The 18,426-nt window shown below is 50.0% G+C and carries 14 protein-coding genes; 11 read left to right on the top strand and 3 right to left on the bottom strand.

From position 1 onward, the window contains the following. The first annotated feature begins 85 nt into the window (after positions 1-85). The 8 genes from IE181_RS00260 to IE181_RS00225 all read left to right on the top strand — a co-directional run bounded on the left by IE181_RS00260 (position 86) and on the right by IE181_RS00225 (position 10,242). A complete protein-coding gene (locus tag IE181_RS00260) occupies positions 86-1,033 on the top strand; it encodes an ABC transporter ATP-binding protein (RefSeq protein WP_191249562.1) in 948 nt (315 codons plus the stop codon). Continuing rightward, entirely contained in the window at positions 1,033-1,764 is a 732-nt protein-coding gene (locus IE181_RS00255) for an ABC transporter permease (protein ID WP_191249561.1), read from the top strand. The genes IE181_RS00260 and IE181_RS00255 overlap by 1 nt, the downstream gene beginning before the upstream one ends. Further along, entirely contained in the window at positions 1,764-3,617 is a 1,854-nt protein-coding gene (locus IE181_RS00250; RefSeq protein WP_191249560.1) for a GldG family protein, read from the top strand. The genes IE181_RS00255 and IE181_RS00250 overlap by 1 nt, the downstream gene beginning before the upstream one ends. 19 nt (positions 3,618-3,636) lie before the next feature. After that, complete coding sequence (locus tag IE181_RS00245; protein ID WP_191249559.1) at positions 3,637-4,725, top strand: DUF4340 domain-containing protein; 1,089 nt, start codon at positions 3,637-3,639, stop codon at positions 4,723-4,725. 174 nt (positions 4,726-4,899) lie between these two features. Further along, complete coding sequence (gene htpG, locus IE181_RS00240) at positions 4,900-6,789, top strand: molecular chaperone HtpG (RefSeq protein ID WP_191249558.1); 1,890 nt, start codon at positions 4,900-4,902, stop codon at positions 6,787-6,789. A 107-nt stretch (positions 6,790-6,896) separates the two neighbouring features. Further along, complete coding sequence (locus tag IE181_RS00235) at positions 6,897-7,313, top strand: MAPEG family protein (RefSeq protein ID WP_191249557.1); 417 nt, start codon at positions 6,897-6,899, stop codon at positions 7,311-7,313. Beyond that, positions 7,310-7,711 (top strand): nuclear transport factor 2 family protein, encoded by a 402-nt coding sequence (locus tag IE181_RS00230; protein WP_191249556.1) that lies wholly within the window; start codon positions 7,310-7,312, stop codon positions 7,709-7,711. Before IE181_RS00235 ends, IE181_RS00230 begins: the two co-directional genes overlap by 4 nt. A gap of 347 nt (positions 7,712-8,058) precedes the next feature. Further along, positions 8,059-10,242, top strand: coding sequence for a sensor histidine kinase (locus IE181_RS00225; RefSeq protein ID WP_191249555.1), 2,184 nt, complete (start codon positions 8,059-8,061; stop codon positions 10,240-10,242). 71 nt (positions 10,243-10,313) lie between these two features. Here IE181_RS00225 and IE181_RS00220 read toward each other — a convergent pair whose 3' ends face one another. Genes IE181_RS00220 through IE181_RS00210 form a run of 3 tightly spaced genes read right to left on the bottom strand, consistent with a single transcriptional unit; the run spans position 10,314 to position 13,407 of the window. Next, complete coding sequence (locus IE181_RS00220; protein WP_191249554.1) at positions 10,314-11,618, bottom strand: HlyC/CorC family transporter; 1,305 nt, start codon at positions 11,616-11,618, stop codon at positions 10,314-10,316. A 26-nt stretch (positions 11,619-11,644) separates the two neighbouring features. Then, positions 11,645-12,772 carry a 3-dehydroquinate synthase gene (aroB, locus tag IE181_RS00215; protein ID WP_191249553.1) on the bottom strand — a complete coding sequence of 376 codons (1,128 nt, stop codon included), beginning with the start codon at positions 12,770-12,772 and terminating at the stop codon, positions 11,645-11,647. 2 nt (positions 12,773-12,774) lie between these two features. Further along, the gene (locus tag IE181_RS00210) at positions 12,775-13,407 is read right to left on the bottom strand and encodes a shikimate kinase (protein WP_191249552.1); all 633 of its coding nucleotides are present in this window, start codon (positions 13,405-13,407) and stop codon (positions 12,775-12,777) included. A gap of 398 nt (positions 13,408-13,805) precedes the next feature. On the opposite strand from IE181_RS00210, the gene IE181_RS00205 reads away from it, so the two are divergent. From IE181_RS00205 to IE181_RS00195, 3 genes are all read left to right on the top strand, one after another. Further along, on the top strand, positions 13,806-16,043 hold the full coding sequence (locus IE181_RS00205) for a hypothetical protein (protein ID WP_191249551.1): 2,238 nt from the start codon (positions 13,806-13,808) through the stop codon (positions 16,041-16,043). A 25-nt stretch (positions 16,044-16,068) separates the two neighbouring features. Further along, positions 16,069-16,983, top strand: coding sequence for a site-specific tyrosine recombinase XerD (locus IE181_RS00200; RefSeq protein WP_191249550.1), 915 nt, complete (start codon positions 16,069-16,071; stop codon positions 16,981-16,983). A gap of 158 nt (positions 16,984-17,141) precedes the next feature. Beyond that, positions 17,142-18,101, top strand: a complete 960-nt coding sequence (locus tag IE181_RS00195; protein ID WP_191251443.1) for an acetyl-CoA carboxylase carboxyltransferase subunit alpha — start codon at positions 17,142-17,144, stop codon at positions 18,099-18,101. The last annotated feature ends 325 nt before the right edge of the window (positions 18,102-18,426 follow it).

Below are 18,426 nucleotides of genomic sequence, written 5' to 3'. Positions count from 1 at the left end.
TGCGGGTCTTGTTTTTTATCACAGAAAAAATTATCTAGATGCAGCACTGGGAAACAGTAATTAGCAATAAACTGGGGATATTTTTATGAGCCTACTTCTGGAGGCCCAAGACTTACATAAAAGTTTTGGTGGCCTGAGAGCAGTTGACGGAATCTCGCTTCAGCTCAAACAGGGCGAGGTACTTGGTTTTCTCGGCCCGAACGGGGCGGGTAAAACCACAACGATGAAAATGTTGACCGGATTTCTGGCGCCGACCTCTGGGTCTGCATCCATTTGCGGCGAACAGGTGACAACTGGCAACGTGGACGCCCGGAAGAATATTGGATATTTACCCGAAGGCGCCCCGCTGTACGGCGAGATGACAACTCGTGATTTTCTGCTTTTTGTTGCACAAACACATGGCCTTAAAGGCAAAGATGCCGCAGAAAGAGTGGAAGAGGCAAGCGTTGCAGTGCATCTGGAAGGTGTGATGGGGCAGAAAATTGAAACCCTGTCCAAGGGCTTTAAACGCCGTGTTGGCCTTGCTGCCGCCATCATGCATGCGCCGGATGTATTAATACTCGACGAGCCAACAGACGGGCTGGACCCAAACCAGAAGCATGATGTCCGCCGGCTGATCAAAGCAATGGCAAAAGACCGGGCCATTATTATCTCGACACACATTCTGGAAGAGGTGGAGGCCTTGTGTACCCGCGCGATCATCATCAACAAAGGTAGAATTGTTGCCGATGATGTGCCGTCGAAACTGAAGGAAAAGTCCCGATATGCGGGGGCTGTGTCCATGCTGGTGGAGGCAGAAGAAGTCGCCATTATTCAGGCTGGACTAAAAACAATATCGGGTATTCAGGATATTGAAACCGCGTCTGAGGGGCAGGGGGTGCGCGTAACAGCCATTCCAAAACGGGGTGTTGCGATTGCTGATGCAGTTGCGGGCATTGCGGATAAAGAAGGATGGCACATCAGCCAGTTTGCCATTGATGCCGGCAGACTTGACGATGTTTTCCGCCAATTGACTGCCGGGGGGCGCGCCTAATGATTAGAACTATTTTTAAACGCGAGTTTTCTAGCTATTTTGCCACTCCACTCGCCTATGTATTTCTTGTGATTTTCCTTGTGCTTCAGGGCATGTTTACCTTCTACCTTGGGGGCTTCTTCGAGCGTGAGCAAGCTGACCTTGCCAGCTTTTTCGCCTATCACCCCTGGCTGTATCTATTTCTGGTGCCTGCGGTTGCCATGCGTCTTTGGGCGGAAGAGCGCAAAAGCGGCACAATTGAACTGCTATTGACATTGCCTGTGCCGGTCGGAGCAATAGTGGCAGGGAAATTTTTGGCGGCAATCGCCTTTGTCGGCCTTGCGCTGTTTCTTACTTTTCCAATATGGATCACGGTTAATTGGCTGGGTAATCCTGATAATGGTGTCATCCTGACAGGGTATTTGGGCTCACTTCTGATGGCAGCTGCATATCTGGCGATCGGGTCGGCTATGTCGGCTATGACAAAAAATCAGGTCATTGCATTTATTTTGACCGTTACCACCTGTTTTCTTTTTGTTGTGTCGGGCTTGCCGATGGTTCTGGACTTCTTCAGCTCATGGCTACCTGAGACCCTGCTTCTTGCGATTGCAAACCTGTCATTTTTGACTCATTTCGACGGTCTGCAAAAAGGGGTCGTAAGCCTGGCCGATATAATTTATTTCGGTTCGGTAACGGTGTTTTGGCTTTGGGTGACGCGGATCATTGTAGATTCTAAAAGGGAGGCAGGCTAATGACACAGAATAAATCTTTGATGTCCCGTACTCCTGTACTGATAGGGCTTGCAACACTCTTGTTCCTGTCTGTGACTATCTTGGCTGACCGCTTCACGCGTGGGATCAATCTCGATCTGACAGAAGACAAGCTTTACACTTTGTCTGAAGGCACCAAAGACATGCTTGGCACACTGGAAGACACTGTTACGATTGATTTTTATTTCTCCCGCGAATTGGCAACACCGTATGCCCAGCTTTTGTCTTACGGCAAACGGGTAGAAGACTTGCTGCGATCTTTCGAAGGGCGTGCTGGCGGTAAGATTCTCTTGAATGTTATTGATCCTGAGCCTTTCTCCGAAGAAGAAGACGATGCGGTCGCAGCGGGTATCCGCGGCATCCCGCTCGGAGATGGTTCAACACTTTATATGGGTATCGCCGCGCGAAATGATCTGGACGGTGAAGGGTCCATCCCTTTCCTGTCAGAAGAGCGGGAAACATTCCTGGAATATGATCTGGTTAAGATGATTGCCTCGCTAGAAGAAGAAGGTCGCCGTACACTGGCACTTGTGACCAGCTTGCCCATGGAGTATGGACCCGGCGGGGCCCAGGCTATGATGTCTGGTCAACCACCACAGCCATATGTCATTTATGAGCAACTGCAGGAATTTTTTGATGTTGTGACGCTTGAGCAGGATTTCACCAGTCTGCCGGACGCGACGGATGTTCTATTGGTTGCTCAGCCTTGGCAACTGACAGACGATCAGCTTTTTGCCATTGATCAATATGTGTTGAAAGGCGGGCGGGCGCTCTTCTTCATCGACCCGCATTCCGAGGCGATGAACCCGCGTGCCTCTGTCCCGGCCATGAGTACACTGGGGCCATTGTTACCTGCATGGGGTGTTTCCGTGCCAACGGATAAAATCATTGGCGATGTCTCTCTGGCTCAGCGTATTTCCATGGGTGGTTATGGCCCGGACAGTGTTAAGGATTATGTTTTCTGGCAAAGCATTACAAAAGAGTTCCTTGCAGCCGGTGACATCGTAACCGTCGCGGTAGACAGTTTGAATATTGCTACACCCGGCGTTATTGAGGTGGCAGAAGGTGCTACAACAACTGTCACACCGCTTGTGACAAGCAGTGCTGTGTCTGACTTGTTTGACAGTAACCGTGCAGTTGGTATGCCGGACCCGGATGGCTTGCTGCGAGATCTGGAGCCGCAAGGGAAAACCAATATCATTGCAGCCCGCATTCAGGGGCAAGCAGGGACTGCCTTCCCTGACCGTGTTGCTGAGATATCTGGCCCGGTGGAGAACCCAGGTGTGTCTGATGGGGATATCAATATTGTCCTGATGGCAGATACAGATATCTTTGATGATCGTTTCTGGGTTCAGGTGCAAAACTTCCTGGGGCAACGGATCACTGTTCCTCTTGCCGGTAACGGAAGTTTCATCCTAAATTTGGCGGATCATATTTCTGGTTCAGAAGCGCTTTTGGATTTGCGCGGCAGAGGTGTTTCCAAACGGCCCTTTACTGTGGTAGGGGACTTGCGGCGTGAAGCAGAAGCAAGATTTCTTGCTGAAGAACAACGCCTGCAGGATCAGATGGCAACAACAGAAAGTCGTTTGGCTGAACTGGAAGCCCAAATGGGTGACGATGCTGCCATTGTTACGCCTGAGACAGAAGCAGAGATAGAGAGATTCCGTGAGGAACTGTTGAAAACGCGGAAGTCCCTGCGGGAAGTGAAACGAAGCCTGCGTCAGGAAATTGAAAGCCTTGGCACCAATCTGGCGATAATTAACATCGCGCTGGTGCCTTTCCTGATCATTCTTATTGCGCTGGGTCGTTCTTTTATTCGACGCCGTACTAGATAAAAAAGAGTAGAGTAATTCTATGTCTGAAAAACTGACAAATATTCTTGGATACACCACCCTGATCGCCCTTCTGGCGGCCATATGGGTGTTGTTTGGCGAAGACCCGACCCTGGAACAGGGAGGGCGCGGTGAGAAGCTTTTCCCTGAACTGGAAGCAACTATTGATACGGTGTCTGTTATTCGCATTGGTCAGGGCGGGGACGATAAAGTCACTTTGCTGAGCGGCGATACTGGCTGGACTGTGCAGGAGCGTAACGGGTATGCCGCAGATCCTGCGAAAGTCCGGGACATACTGCGTGGTTTGTTTCAGTCAACGCGGAGAGAGCCAAAAACCGATAATCAGGACCGTATGGACCGGATTGGACTGGATGAAAGCGCCCTGGATGTGAGGTTGCTTGCTGCGGCGGAGACACCGCTTGCAACTGTTAAAATCGGCACCCGCAAGGAAGGGGCGACGGGGCGTTCGCTGACCTATGTGTTAAAAAAGGAAGACAGCCGCAGTTGGCTTGTGTCCGACATTCCGGAACTGTCAGAAAATCCGGCTTGGTGGATTGTTCCAGATGTTTACGCAATCGATCCTGACAGGGTAGCTTCCCTTGACTTTGGGCGCTATACACTGGTGCGGGCTGACACGCCGGGTGATATGATCCTCAGCGAGATTGCACAAGGTGAGACAGCCAAAACCGGCTATCAGGTGTCAGAGCCGCTCCGCGTGTTGACGAGCCTGCAGGTGGAAGACGTGCAAAAGCTGTCGAACCCAATTGTCGACCCGGTAACATCAATTGCGCTGACTACCTTTGATGGGCTTGATATTGATTTTGCAATCTATCAATTGGAAGAAAGTTTCTGGCTGCAGGTGCGTCCAAGCTATGACCCTGCCAAATTGGAGCAGGATGCAAGTGTGTCTGATGCGGTATCTGATGCCGCGGTAGATGCAGAAACAGTGGCACAAGAGTTCCCCGGTGCGCCACAGGACGGCGCCGCCGAAGCGGCTGAGCTGACTGCGGATACAGCAGGATGGCTATATAAATTGTCACCGGCTGATGCAGTTGTATTGCTGCGGGACCGCAGTGAGTATGTCGAAGCAGCAGCGCCGGAACAGAATTAAAACTGACCAATATACATAGCCTGATAATAAAACTGATAAACCGGCCCTTGAAGCCGGTTTATCATTTCCTAAATGAGGAACAAGCACTACCGCGAAGGGGCAGGGGCTGCTGGTGTTGACCGGTTTATTGTCAGACATGCCCCTCAATCGTAAAAATTATACATGAGGTAAGCAATGAGCGACGTAAAAACCGAAAAATTGGGATTTGAAGCAGAAGTTTCCAAGTTGCTTCACATGATGGTTCACTCTGTTTATTCAGATCGGGAAATTTTCTTGCGTGAACTGATTTCCAATGCGTCTGACGCCTGTGACAAGCTGCGCTACGAAGGCTTAAGTGATGATAGCCTGCTTGCCGGTGATACGGATTTCGGTATTGCAATCACGGTTGATCCTGCTGCCAAAACGATTCAGGTGTCGGATAATGGTATCGGTATGAACCGTGATGATCTGGTGGCCAATCTTGGTACGATTGCCCGGTCTGGTACCGCAGGATTTATGGACAAGCTGACCGGGGATGCAAAAACAGACGTACAGCTGATTGGTCAGTTTGGTGTCGGTTTCTACAGTGTCTTCATGGTTGCGGACAGTGTTGTGGTAAAAACCCGCCGTGCAGGGGATGCGGATGCCTGGGCATGGGAAAGCACAGGCGAGGGTGAATATACCATTAGCGGCGCAGAGAAGGACACACGCGGCACTGAAATCACTCTACATTTGAAAGAAGACGCTGCCGAGTTCCTGGAGCAACACCGATTGCGGCAGATTGTTACTACTTACAGTGACCATATCGCCGTACCGATCACGCTGGCAATAAAGGGTGGCGAAGAAGCGGATGCAGACCCGAAAGTGGTAAATGAGGGGTCAGCAATCTGGACACGCGCCAAGTCAGACATAACCGAAGAACAGTATACAGAATTTTATCGCCATGCGGGCCATGCATTTGATGACCCTGCATTGACCCTGCACTATAAGGCCGAAGGTATGCAGGAATATACAGTGCTGTTGTTTGTGCCGACGACCCGGCCGGTTGATCTGTTTGACCCCGCCCGCAAGTCCCGGGTGAAATTGTATGTAAAACGGGTGTTCATAACAGACGACACAACGGACATGCTGCCGGGATGGCTACGCTTTATGCGCGGGGTAATCGATAGTCAGGATTTGCCGCTGAATATCAGTCGGGAGATGCTGCAAAACAATCCGACACTAAACCGTATGTCTAAGGCAATTACGAAGCGTGTTGTCTCTGAACTGGAGAAGCTAGCCACCAAGGATACGGAAAAATTCCTCAAGATTTGGGAGACATTTGGCCCAGTTTTGAAAGAAGGAATTTATGAAGATTTCGAACGTCGCGATCTTCTGTTGAAACTTGCACGGTTTAAAACCACAGCCGATGACGACTGGGTTACGCTTGCAGACTATGTTGAGCGTATGAAAGATAAGCAGTCGACAATCTATTATGTCACTGGCCCGGACGAAGCTACGACACGGCGCAGCCCACAGCTTGAAGGCTTCAAGTCCCGGGGCGTTGAGGTTCTTTTGCTGTCTGACCCAGTTGATGAATTCTGGCTGCAGGTTGTGCAAGACTTTGACGGGAAACCTTTCAAGTCCATCACGCGCGGCAGTAGCGATCTGAAAGATTTAGATTCAGACAAAAAAGACGCTTCTGATGATACGGTCAAGGAGGGTGATCTAACGACGTTGACCACCGTGATGAAAGAAGTTCTTGGCGATAAGGTGAAGGATGTGCGTGCATCGGACCGTTTGACGGAAACGGCGGCCTGCCTGGTTGCTGACGATGATGCAATGGATATGCACCTGGAACGTATTTTGAAAGCCCATAATCAGCTTGACCAGATCGCTGCCAAGGTGCTGGAGGTTAATCCGGATCATCCACTTATGAAAGTCTTGACCGAGAAAGCAAAAGAAACTGGCGCCGTGCAGTCGCTGGAAGATATTATTCTTCTTGTCTTTGATCAGGCTAAAATCCTGGAAGGGGAGACGCTTGATGACCCGACAGCATTTGCAAAACGGTTGTCAACGGCAATGGCAAAAGGGCTTGCAGCCTAGTTTTTATCCGGCTGAGATGATCAATCGTGGGGGGCTTTGCTCCCCACTTTTATTTGGGAATAAAGCCTGCTATCGTTCCTTCTGATCACTGAGGAGGGGAGAATTCGATGGATCTTTCATTGCCCACTGTGGGCTTTTCTTATCTTTATACGGCGCTGGCAACAGTTCTTATTCTTATCGTGGCTTTAATGACAGTTATTCAGGTCGGTCGGATGCGCGTTAAACACGGTGTTCAGGCACCGTCTGTTTCTGGCCCTGATGCTTTCAATAATGCATTTCGCGTTCAGCAGAATACGGTTGAGCAATTGGTGCTGTTCCTGCCGGCGTTGTGGTTGTTCGCCGTGATGGTTGATGACATGTATGCCGGCATTGCGGGCGGCATTTGGGTGGTTGGTCGCCTGATGTATGCCGTTACTTACTGGACAACACCTGAAAAACGCGGCCCTGGTTTTGGCATTAACATGCTTACCTTGTTCGTTGTTCTTGTTTGGTCGCTTGTTGCTATCATCGGAGCCCTCGTATGACTGTTTCGCATGTTCAGGCTGGGCTGGAAAGCTGGCACAAGATTCTTGAAAATAATGATCCATCGGGGCTGGATACGCTCCTTGAAGATCACGTCACTTTCTGGTCCCCAGTGGTCCATACACCGCAACAGGGAAAAGACATTACCAAGATGTATCTGATGGCGGCGTTTCTGACGTTGGCAAATGACAGTTTTGAATATGTGAATGAATTCAAGAGCGAGACTGGTGCTGTATTGGAGTTTAGGACTGAAATTGATGGCATTGTTATCAACGGCATTGATATGATGACTTTCAATCAGGACGGTCAGATTACTGAATTTAAGGTCATGGTGCGTCCGCTTAAAGCTGTGAACCTGCTGCATCAAAAGATGATGCATATGCTTGAAACTATGAAATAAACGCATGTCCAGTGGTGACTCTGAAGGTGACTGACCTTATGGGCACCGCTGGGCTTATTTATAGTTCACTCTGAAATTTCTGCTTATAATTTACTTTTTGTTAGGGGTCGTTCCTTTAAGGTATCATACAACCCTTAATTTAGTTGCGCTCATAGGTTGTGCGTTGGTTAGTTTAAGGTTTGGTGTAGGGTATCTATCAGGCAAAAGACGACCCGAGATCACACAAGGTCAACTCTGTCAGAGAGGACAATAACTTAGCGGCCATTTTCCCGGAAGGGGCTGCTGCCTGTGTGATCGAATATTGGGTTGGAACGTCTGCTAGGCATTTGCGGGGTTGTTAAGAGTGTATGACAGATGAGCGTCTAAAGTATGATCTGGAATCACTGCCTTTCTGGAAGAAACTGTTTTTAACATTAACAGGTGTTGTCGCACAGATTCTTGTGCTGACCTTTTTTCCGATTGCACTCCTTCTTTATATGTCGTCTGGTACGTTTCGTGACCTCGGGGATATCGGGGATCGTTTTTATTCCGTCATTGAAGAAACAGGTACCAAACAGGTCGTTTTGTTCCACGGTATTAGTGATCTAGAGAATGAAATCTCGGATTACTCGGAAAAGCTGGATCAGATCAGAAATGGGTATTATGCGCTTCTGTGGCCGACTGATACAGCCGCAGACAGTGTAGCAATGCCTGACGGATATAGTCTTGTAAAGCGCGCAAATAATCTGGTTGGTATGGCAGATTATTTAGAGAAAGAATTCATTGCCGCCGGCTTGCTTGATCCGGCTTCAAAAGCATTTGTTTTCACCCAGATACGCTATGACCTCTGGCCCAGTGTCGTGCAGTCTATTGCCCAGGTTGAGAAGCTTGCTGCAACGGCTACAGAAGGACACGCCGAAATGGCGATGGTGGTGTCAAAAGGTGGCAGAGACGAAGCCCGTCAGTATTTTCTGTCAAAGGAATTGCCGCGCCTGGAGGCGCTGAATACGGCTATCAATGCTAGTATAAAGTCTGTCTCCGAGGTTAAAGACCTTGGGCTAAGTGTGCTGGGTGATCAATTGCATGCATCCCTGACAATGCGTAAACGCGAGGCCGAAAAAGTCTTCAGGGCATCCGTGTTTCAGTGGCAGCTGGTGGCTAGCGTACTCCTGATTATTGTGACGTACTTCACCTATTTTCGATTGGCAAAACCGCTGCACCTGTTGATCATGACAACGCGCAAAATGGTACGGGGCCAAGACGTAAAGGTAGACAATTATCTGAAGCGGTCAGATGAGATTGGGTCACTTGCACGCGCATTGTCAATTTTTCGGTCCTATCTTCAAAAACGAAATGAAGCAGAAAAAGCGCTAGAGCAGGAAAAGCAAAAATTTTCTCGCATCCTGGAATTGATGGGGGAAGCTGTTGTCGCCATTGATAAGGATCACAAGGTCTGTATTTTTAATCGCCACGCTGAGGAAGTGTTTGGCTATGCCGCGAAAGACATTATAGGGCAGAATATCAATATTCTGCTACCTGAGCAGTTTCGTGCGATGCATCATCAGCAGGTTAATTCCTTTGATAAAGGAGGGCAGCAAACACGCCTGATGAATGGGCGGGCCAATATTCAGGGGCGGCGCAGTAATGGCGAAATTTTTCAGGCCGCTGGTTCAATCGCGAAAGTCGATTTTGGGGAACAAACACTTTTCACGGCTGCTTTGCGAGATATTAGTTACGAAAAAGAGCAGGAAGCGGCTCTGTTGGCCGAGCGCGCGCGGGCGGAACTTGCAAGCCGGGCCAAGTCAGAATTTCTGGCAAATATGAGCCATGAATTGAGGACCCCTCTGAACGCTATCATTGGTTTCTCGGATATCATGCAGAATGAATTGATGGGGACGATGGGGAGCCCTGTTTATAAGGATTATACGCGGGATATTCATCAAAGTGGCCAGCATCTGCTGTCGATCATCAATAATATTCTCGATATTTCCAAAATCGAAGCTGGAAGATATGAAGTTCAGGAAACCTTGCTGGCACCAGAGGATGTCTGTGACGCCGCGATGAGGCTTGTACGCTACAGGGCGGATAGCAAAAATATAAAAATGTCACAAACCTTGGAATTGGAGACTAAATATCTGCGCGGTGGCGAGACAGAGCTAAAGCAGATGTTGTCAAACCTTCTGTCCAATGCAGTAAAGTTCACCGAGGAGAATGGCTCTGTCACCCTATCTGGATATATAGAGGGGGATACGTTGGTTTTCGCTGTAACCGACACGGGCATAGGCATATCCTTAGAAAACCTTGAGAAGATCACTGAGCCGTTTTGGCAGGTTGATAACTCCCTGCAGCGTCATCATGAAGGAACTGGTCTTGGGCTTGCGCTGGTGAAGCAATTGATGGAGCAGCATCAAGGTACTTTGCAGATCGAGAGCAAGGTTGGTATAGGGACAACAACCTATCTAAGATTTCCAAAAGAGAGGATAATTGACCGGGCAACTTTAAAAGAACAGCCCGACGCTATGAAGGAGCTGGAGGACGCTCTTTATATCTAGGTAATGGGTGTGCCCTATGCTTCTGGCAGTGGCGTATATGTTTGTATATCGCCTTTCGCGGCTGGACGCTTCTAATGTTGCTTTTTCACCTTGATGCCTGTCACCTGATTACGGCGACGACTGGTAACTTCAAATTTGTAACCGTGGAAATTGAAGCTTTGCCCTACGATTGGGATTGTCTCTGATTCAAATAGAACCAACCCTGCAATGGTTGTTGCTTCATCATCCGGCAGGTTCCAGTCCATCATGCGGTTTAGATCACGAATAGTGACAGTGCCCTCGGCACTGATGCTGCCGTCCGCCAGTACCTGTACGCCGGGCAGGTCAAAATCATGCTCGTCCGTAATGTCACCGACGATTTCCTCAAGGATGTCTTCAAGGGTAACCAGCCCCTGAATGGTGCCGTATTCGTCAACCACAAGCGCGAAATGGCTTTTGCGCTCAAGGAAGGCATTCAACTGCTCACGCAGGCTGGATGTCTCTGGTACAAACCAGGGCTTAATCATAATCCGCTTGATGTTGATAGGTTTGGATTGGCCAGATGTCTTGCGCAGCGACCGCAGAACATCTTTGGCATGCAGTACGCCGACGATATTTTCTGCGTCCCCTTCATAAACGGGCAGGCGTGTATACGGGCTGCGAACGACCTGTGAGATGATGTCGTCTACACTATCTTCGATATTCAGTGTCTGCATGCTTTTTCGGTGCACCATCACGTCTTCTACTGTGACTTCATCCAGATCAAGAATAGACCCAATCATTGCCTGGTCTTCTTTGATCAGGCTGCCTTCATGACGGTGCAAATCAATAGTACCGCGAATTTCATCCTGTGCCTTCTGGGTAAATTCATCCGAGGTAATATCAACGCGCAGAAGTTTAAGTGTCAGCCGGACAATTTTTTGCACGAGTGTAACAATTGGCGCAAAAACAGTGACAATAATACTGATGAATGGCGCGATATTCAGCGCCAGTCTTTCCGGGTTTGAAATGGCGTATGACTTTGGCAGGACTTCGGCAAAAATCAGGACCAGGGCTGTCATAATCAAAGTGGCGTAAACAACACCGGCTTCGCCTGCCAATTGCAGGAACAGGCTTGTGGCCAAAGCAGACGCCAGAATATTAACGAGATTGTTGCCTAGAAGGATGGCGCCGATCATGCGCTCTTTATCGTCTATCAGTTTGCCGACCTGTTTCGCGCGCCGGTTGCCAGCCTTTGACAGATGATGCATATGGGCCTTGGATGCAGCGGTCAAGGCAGTTTCAGAGCCGGAGAAAACGCCGGACAGAAACAAAAGCACAATAATAACGATGGACGTAATCCAGGTTTCTGTGTCTACAGAACCAAAGCTGAATGAATCAGGTACAAGCGTTTCCATCGAATTAAGTCTCTCCAGTTATTGCATTAGCTGCATAATGATGCATCCAGTACCTGCCGAACCATATCAACAGGAACATCCTTGCGAACCTCGGCTCTGCCAATGCCGCCTGCGATAAAAACCATTTTTCCAGCTTCGACCTTTTTATCCTGTTCCATGTGATGCAGCAGCTTGTCGGAAGTGAACTTCCGGCCAATCTCGGTCGGGCGGGTTTTCATGCCGACGTCACGCAAATGGGTGGTCAGCAGGTCTTTTTCAGTATCACTGCCAGTACCAAGGCGGGCAGCCAGATCAAGCGCCATGACCATGCCAATGGCGACGGCTTCACCGTGCAGCAATGTTCCGTCGTAGGCACATTCTGCTTCCAGTGCGTGACCAAATGTATGCCCCAGATTTAATAAGGCTCTCTTCCCGCCTTCACGTTCATCTTCGGCGACAATGCGGGCCTTGGACCTGCAACTGGTAGCAATAGCATATGCCTGTGCGCTGTGATCCCCGTTAAAGATATTACTGCCATTTGCAAGGCACCAATTGAAAAAGTCAGGATCATCAATCAGGCCGTATTTGACAACTTCGGCATAGCCTGCCTGCAGCTCCCGTTTTGGCAGGCTGTTCAGAACGGATATGTCGGCAACAACCATGCGTGGCTGGTAAAAGGCCCCGACGAGGTTTTTGCCGTGCGGCGTATTAATACCAGTTTTACCACCAACGCTACTATCTACCTGGGCAAGCAGACTTGTCGGTACCTGAATGAAATTGACACCGCGCCTAAGGGTCGCCGCGGCAAATCCGGTAAGGTCACCAATAACACCGCCGCCGAGGGCTATCAGTGTATCTTTTCGCTCAACTCCCAACGTCAGCAGCTGGTCCATCAAATTCTGATAGGACTGGAAGGATTTTGTGGTTTCCCCTGCCTTCAGCGTGATGGCCTGTGTCTGGATACCAGCTGCCTCTAGCGCATTTTGTGCCGTCTCCAGATAGAGCGGGGCAACATTTTCGTCCGTTATAATGACGGTACGCTTCTGATCCAGAACAGGTGCAATAACGGTTCCCAGATTTGCTATCAGCCCATTGCCGATCTGAATATCATAGGACCGATCGCCAAGGGGTACGGTGACTGTATCCAATAATGTTGGGGCGTTTGATGCGGTCATATTCAAGTGCCTGTCTGATCGGTATTTTTCTTAAAGCGAGTATGGAAACGGCGCCGGTTATGGCGACGTGATAATTTTTTATTCACTGCACGGACAATATCGCGCACGACATCTTCATGGGGGCCAAGGCAGGACTGTACTTTAATGTCGGCTTCGGCATACTTTGGTGCCCGTTCTTCTGCTAACCGCATCAGGATTTCTTTTGGATCGCCATCGCGCAAAAGCGGGCGTGTGTCCCTACGGCCCGTTCGTTCCACCAAAATATCAATATCAGCATCCAGCCAGACGGACAGGGCCTTTTCCTTGATAAGGGCACGGGTTTCTTCGTTGATAAATGCACCGCCACCGGTTGCAACTACTTTGGGTTTGCCAGTCATCAAGCGGGCAATAACCCGGCGTTCTCCTGCACGGAACTCCTCTTCGCCAAAATTGGAAAATATATCTGATACAGACATGTCCGCCGCCCGTTCAATTTCATGGTCAGAATCGACAAATTCCAGACCAAGTTTTTTAGCAAGGCGGCGACCTACCGTGGTTTTGCCAGCACCCATCAGTCCGACAAGTACGATCGACTTGTTGACTTTGGGGGCTTGGCTGCGTCTGAAGGGACGCTTTTTGGCAGTTTCCTTTTGCATGTTTCGGTGTTTACACGCTGTTTGTGCACTGTTCCAAGCATTTTATGGCGCAACAGACCATAATTCAGTCAAAAAAATCTGCTTTGGTGTTTCCCTGTCTGGTTACTGGACTTGCGTAGCGTCTGGCCCTATAACCAATCTAATGTTTTTAAAAGATTAATCGAGGCTTGTATCTGACATGGGACCTTTAAAGAAAATTCTCTTCCTGGCGGTTGTTCTGGGTATTGTTGGCGGCGGACTATTTTTAATGACTTGGGATATTCCTGCTCCCAGCGAGAAAGTATCAAAAACAGTGGATAATGACCGCTTCCCATCCTGATCCATAACTGGACTGACGGAGGGCACAGCAGGGTTGGCAAAGCAGATGCCAAGTAGGTGAAGTATTCGGGGTGGATGACGTGGCTGGTAAATATTCTAAATCATTAATGGTAGCTCTTTTGCTGTCTTCAACCGCGGGGGTATTCTATCCGCTTTCTGCGCAGGATGCAGAAGTACCCCAGCAAGAGGTCGAGACTTCTGAAACCGATCAACAACAATCAGATCAGACGGATAGCCAGTCTGCTGATGACCAGCAGGCCGAAGCCGAGCAAGAGACATCATCCGCGGATCAAAAACCAGCTGTGCAGGAAGTTGATGACAGCAGGGTAACCTTCTTCATCGGAGACCGCCCGAAACTTCAGCGCCAAAAAGGCCCATCTGTCGGGCAACCCGTTTCGATATTACCAAAACCCTATGTCCCCGTTGGGTCTGTTGCCCTTCCCGTAGAGGAAACTGTGCAAGAGGCAACTCCGTCTGATGCCGCACAGGCTGGGACTAATTCTGGCACTGAGGAGGGTGCCGTCATGGCTGGCGAGCCGTCAGGCGGTGTTGCCGCGCCGGGAAGTGATGCTGGTAATGCCGTAACGAGCGATGAAGCTCTCTTGGAAGGCGCAGCTCTTTCTTCGGGCGGAGATAATAGCCAGACGGAGGCTACTATGATCGCCCCGCGTGACCCGCTTGCCGGGGAGCAGCTATCAACGCTAGACCCTTCTGGTGTGGGGGTGTTGGACGGAACGCAGGCATTTCCAGCCGTTTTTTGGTCAGACTATGCACGTTCAGATGTGATTGATTATTTGCATGCTTATAGTGCCAAGAATGCGTCGCCTTCCCTGCGTGACTTGCTGCGCAGGGTCGCTCTTTCCCCATCCATGCCCGCGGCGCCTGCTGGTCCGGATGATGTGGCCAATTACATTAAAGCACGTTTGAATTTGATACGGTCTGTTGGTGATGCTGATGGCTTTGCCCGGTTGATCGGTGCCTTACCCGCAGACACAGATAAGACGCTTTTTTCAAATGAATTAAGTGTTGCCTCTCTTTTGTCGGGCGACCTGCTGGAAGGGTGCGCCGTTGCTGATACAGAGCGCCGCAGGGATGCTTCGCCCTACTGGTTGAAGTATCTGGCATTTTGCGAGGCAGCGCGCGGCAGCCGAATGGGCGTTGACTTTCAGTTGGGTGTTCTGGAGGAAGTAACTTCCTTGCCGCAAACTTTCTACCAGTTGATCGAACAGGTTTTGGTTCAGGCAGAAAACCCGACGGCACCCTCAGCACCCGAAGGAACTGTGCTTGCCGGGCCTGTGGAGGTAACCCCGCTCAACGCCGCGATGGCACGTTTGTCACAGGTGGCGATTACATCAGTTTCTACGGATAATGTTAATCCTGTTGCGGTTCCTGTGTTTTTGGCGCTGCCAACACTGGGCGCTGATGCGGGCGCCAATTTGGTGATGCTTGGACTGAAAGGGCATAATATCTCCCTGCAAACAGTGGCTGACTATATCCGCTCTACGGATTTTGACGGTTCGGAATTAATGTCGCTTGATATGGCGGATACAGAAAATGATGCATCGGACGACACTGTAGAAGGGGACGCCTACCTACCAGCGGCTATCGAAATTCTGGCTGCAGCGAAAACTCTTGCCCTGCCTGAGGAGGATACGGGCCAAACGGACCTGATGCCTGTTGTAGAGGCCCTACAAGCCTATGCGCGCCGTACCGGTAGTATTTTGGAATGGAACACCATTATGGCCCTTTTGGTGGAAGGGGACAATGAACGCTTTTTATCCGTGGATACCCGGTTGATGTTTGCCCTTCTGCGGCAGGATTACTCTGCTGCGTCAGAATATGCGCAGTATTTGCGAACACGTGTCGCAGGCGATAACCCGGACCTTGATGTGCAGTTGGTGCGCGCATGGCCGTATATCGCAATTTTGGACACCAAATCTACAGAGGTATCCTCGTCGGCCTATAAAGTCTGGCAAGGACAGGCGACATCAAGCATAGATACTGAAATGCCTGTTGTGCTCCTTGAGGCATTTGGCAGGTCCGTGCCGGAAAGCCTGTGGCAGCATATGGAAATGATCGGAAAGCCCGGTCCCAAGCTTGCAGCCTCTACAGCCCAGTGGCGCCGTCTGGTTCAAAGCGCCCGTTCAGGTGATCGTGCTGCAACGCTTGCAGCCGCCCTTCGCCTGATGGCATCCACGGGTATATCCAATATGTCTGCTGATACAGCCGGGTCAGTTTTGCAGTATCTGGGACGCATGGGGCTGGAAGAAGAAGCCAGTCAGCTTGCCGTAGAGATGATGGTGGCTCAGGGCCTGTAGTAAGGGCCTTCAGAAAGGGCTTTTCGTGTCGGACACGCAGTATATTGATTTGTTTCTAGAGATGCTGTCCGCAGAAAAAGGGCGGGCAGAGAACAGCCTGAAAGCTTACACGCGTGATCTACAGGACTTTGCAGAGTTTATTCCGGGACCTCTCCTGAATGCGGGGACGGAAGATGTTCGTCAGTATCTGGCAGAGATACATGCCCGCGGGTTCAGCACCAGCACAGCATCCAGGCGGTTATCTGCGTTAAAGCAGTTTTATCTGTTTCTGTATAGGGATGGCTTTCGGTCCGATAATCCTGCGCAGGGGATCGAGGGACCACGTCTTGAACGTCCGCTGCCAAAGGTTTTGTCTGAGGACTTTGTCGACAGGTTGTTGCAGACCGCAGAGGACGGCGCGGACGCGGAGCCCGAAAGTCTGTCTGCACTGCGCCTGCACGCCCTTTTGGAAATGCTGTATGCAACAGGGCTAAGGATTAGTGAACTGGTGGCATTGCCTGCCCGTGCTGTTGGGCCGGATACCCGCATGATATTGGTGCGCGGAAAGGGCGGGCGCGAACGGGTTGTTCCGATTGGTAGCAAGGCCCGTGTAGCTCTTGAACGGTACCGGGTACTTGTCAAACTTGGGGACTATGCAGAGTCTGATTTTTTGTTCCCGTCCCGTGGTAAGGAAGGTCACCTGACAAGACGCCGCGTTGGTCAGTTATTGAAAGATATAGCAATCAGTGCAGGTATAGCACCTGATCTGGTAAGTCCGCATAAACTCAGGCATGCGTTTGCAACCCATTTATTGGCGCACGGAGCTGATTTACGGTCTTTGCAGCAAATTCTGGGGCATGCTGATATTTCAACAACACAGATTTATACCCATGTTCTGGAAGAAAGAATGAAGTCACTGGTTCTTGAAAAACACCCTCTGAGTAAAAATATAGAGGATTAGATAGAAAGGGTCTATTTAATAGACCGAATGGTTCTGGACTTGACAGCGCGGTCCAACTTGGTGAAGTTGCGCCAAATTGGACAGAGAGCGCATTAATCCCTATGATAGGGTCATGATCAAGTTTGGGGCAAGGGGCGCAAATGGATTGGCAGTATATGATGACGTTTCTAGAGTTTGAAAAACCTATTGCTGAATTGGAAGGCAAGATCCGTGAATTGCGGAGCTTCTCGCCAGGTTCAGGAAAAGGGGAAGTAGACATAACGGCGGAGGTTTCTCAGCTTGAGGGGAAGCTGAGCAAGCTGTTGAAAGATACCTATGCTGACTTGTCGCCCAAACAGAAGATGCAAGTGGCGCGTCACCCTGAGCGTCCTCATTTCAGTGATATCGCAAATCATCTCTTTGAAGACTTTGTTCCGCTTGCGGGTGACCGTGCATTTGGCGAAGATGAGGCAATCATCGGCGGTATGGCGCGATTTCGTGGGGAGGCGTGTGTTGTTATGGGCCATGAAAAAGGGTCAGACACACAGTCTCGAATCAAACATAATTTTGGTATGGCACGCCCAGAAGGATACCGTAAGGCTATTCGTCTGATGGAAATGGCCGACCGGTTCGGATTGCCGATTTTGACGATGGTTGACACACCTGGTGCATACCCAGGCGTAGGGGCAGAAGAGCGCGGACAGGCCGAAGCAATTGCCCGGTCAACGGATACATGTCTTAACCTGCGTGTTCCCCTTGTTTGTACCATCGTTGGTGAAGGGGGCTCTGGCGGTGCAGTGGCGATCGCGGCCGGTAATAAGGTTCTGATGATGGAGCATGCAATCTATTCCGTTATCTCGCCGGAAGGCTGTGCATCGATTCTCTGGCGCACAAACGAAAAAGCGGAAGAAGCTGCCAATGCGCTGAAAATTACTGCACAGGACCTGATGAAGCTGAAAGTCATTGATGGAATTGTGGAAGAGCCACTTGGCGGTGCCCACCGTGACCCAGAGCGTGCCATGAATATGCTGGGTGATCAGATTGAACAGTCATTGCGGGAAATGGCAGGCATGGGCCCTGACAAGCTGCGGGAACTCCGCCGTGAAAAGTTCCTCGCGATTGGTGAAATCGGTCTCTAGGTTTTCCCTTCAGACAACGTAAAATTCATTCAACTCAGGCGACTCGCCGGTAATGCTGACGTTGTCAGGTTGCAATACTATTGCAGGCTGATGACGAAGCTTGTCTTCTGCGTAAAAATTTTCGAAAAACTACACAAGATATAGGGGGTTTGGATTTATTTTACGCACTATCTTGACGCGGGACCCCCTTCGACTCTATCTTGGTTTTGTGAAGAGAGGATTGGCTAATTCAAGGGGGCTTGTTGTTGGTCATCTTCTTGTAAATCATTGAAATTAAATGTAAAAGTTAGATGTTCCTCTTTTGTTCTTGAACTTGAGTGCGCTG

Origin of the sequence: Kordiimonas sediminis, from assembly GCF_014656395.1 — a bacterium.
Lineage (GTDB): Bacteria > Pseudomonadota > Alphaproteobacteria > Sphingomonadales > Kordiimonadaceae > Kordiimonas_A > Kordiimonas_A sediminis.
Note: the sequence above shows the minus strand (reverse complement) of the source record. Positions and strands in the feature narration are given on the sequence as shown.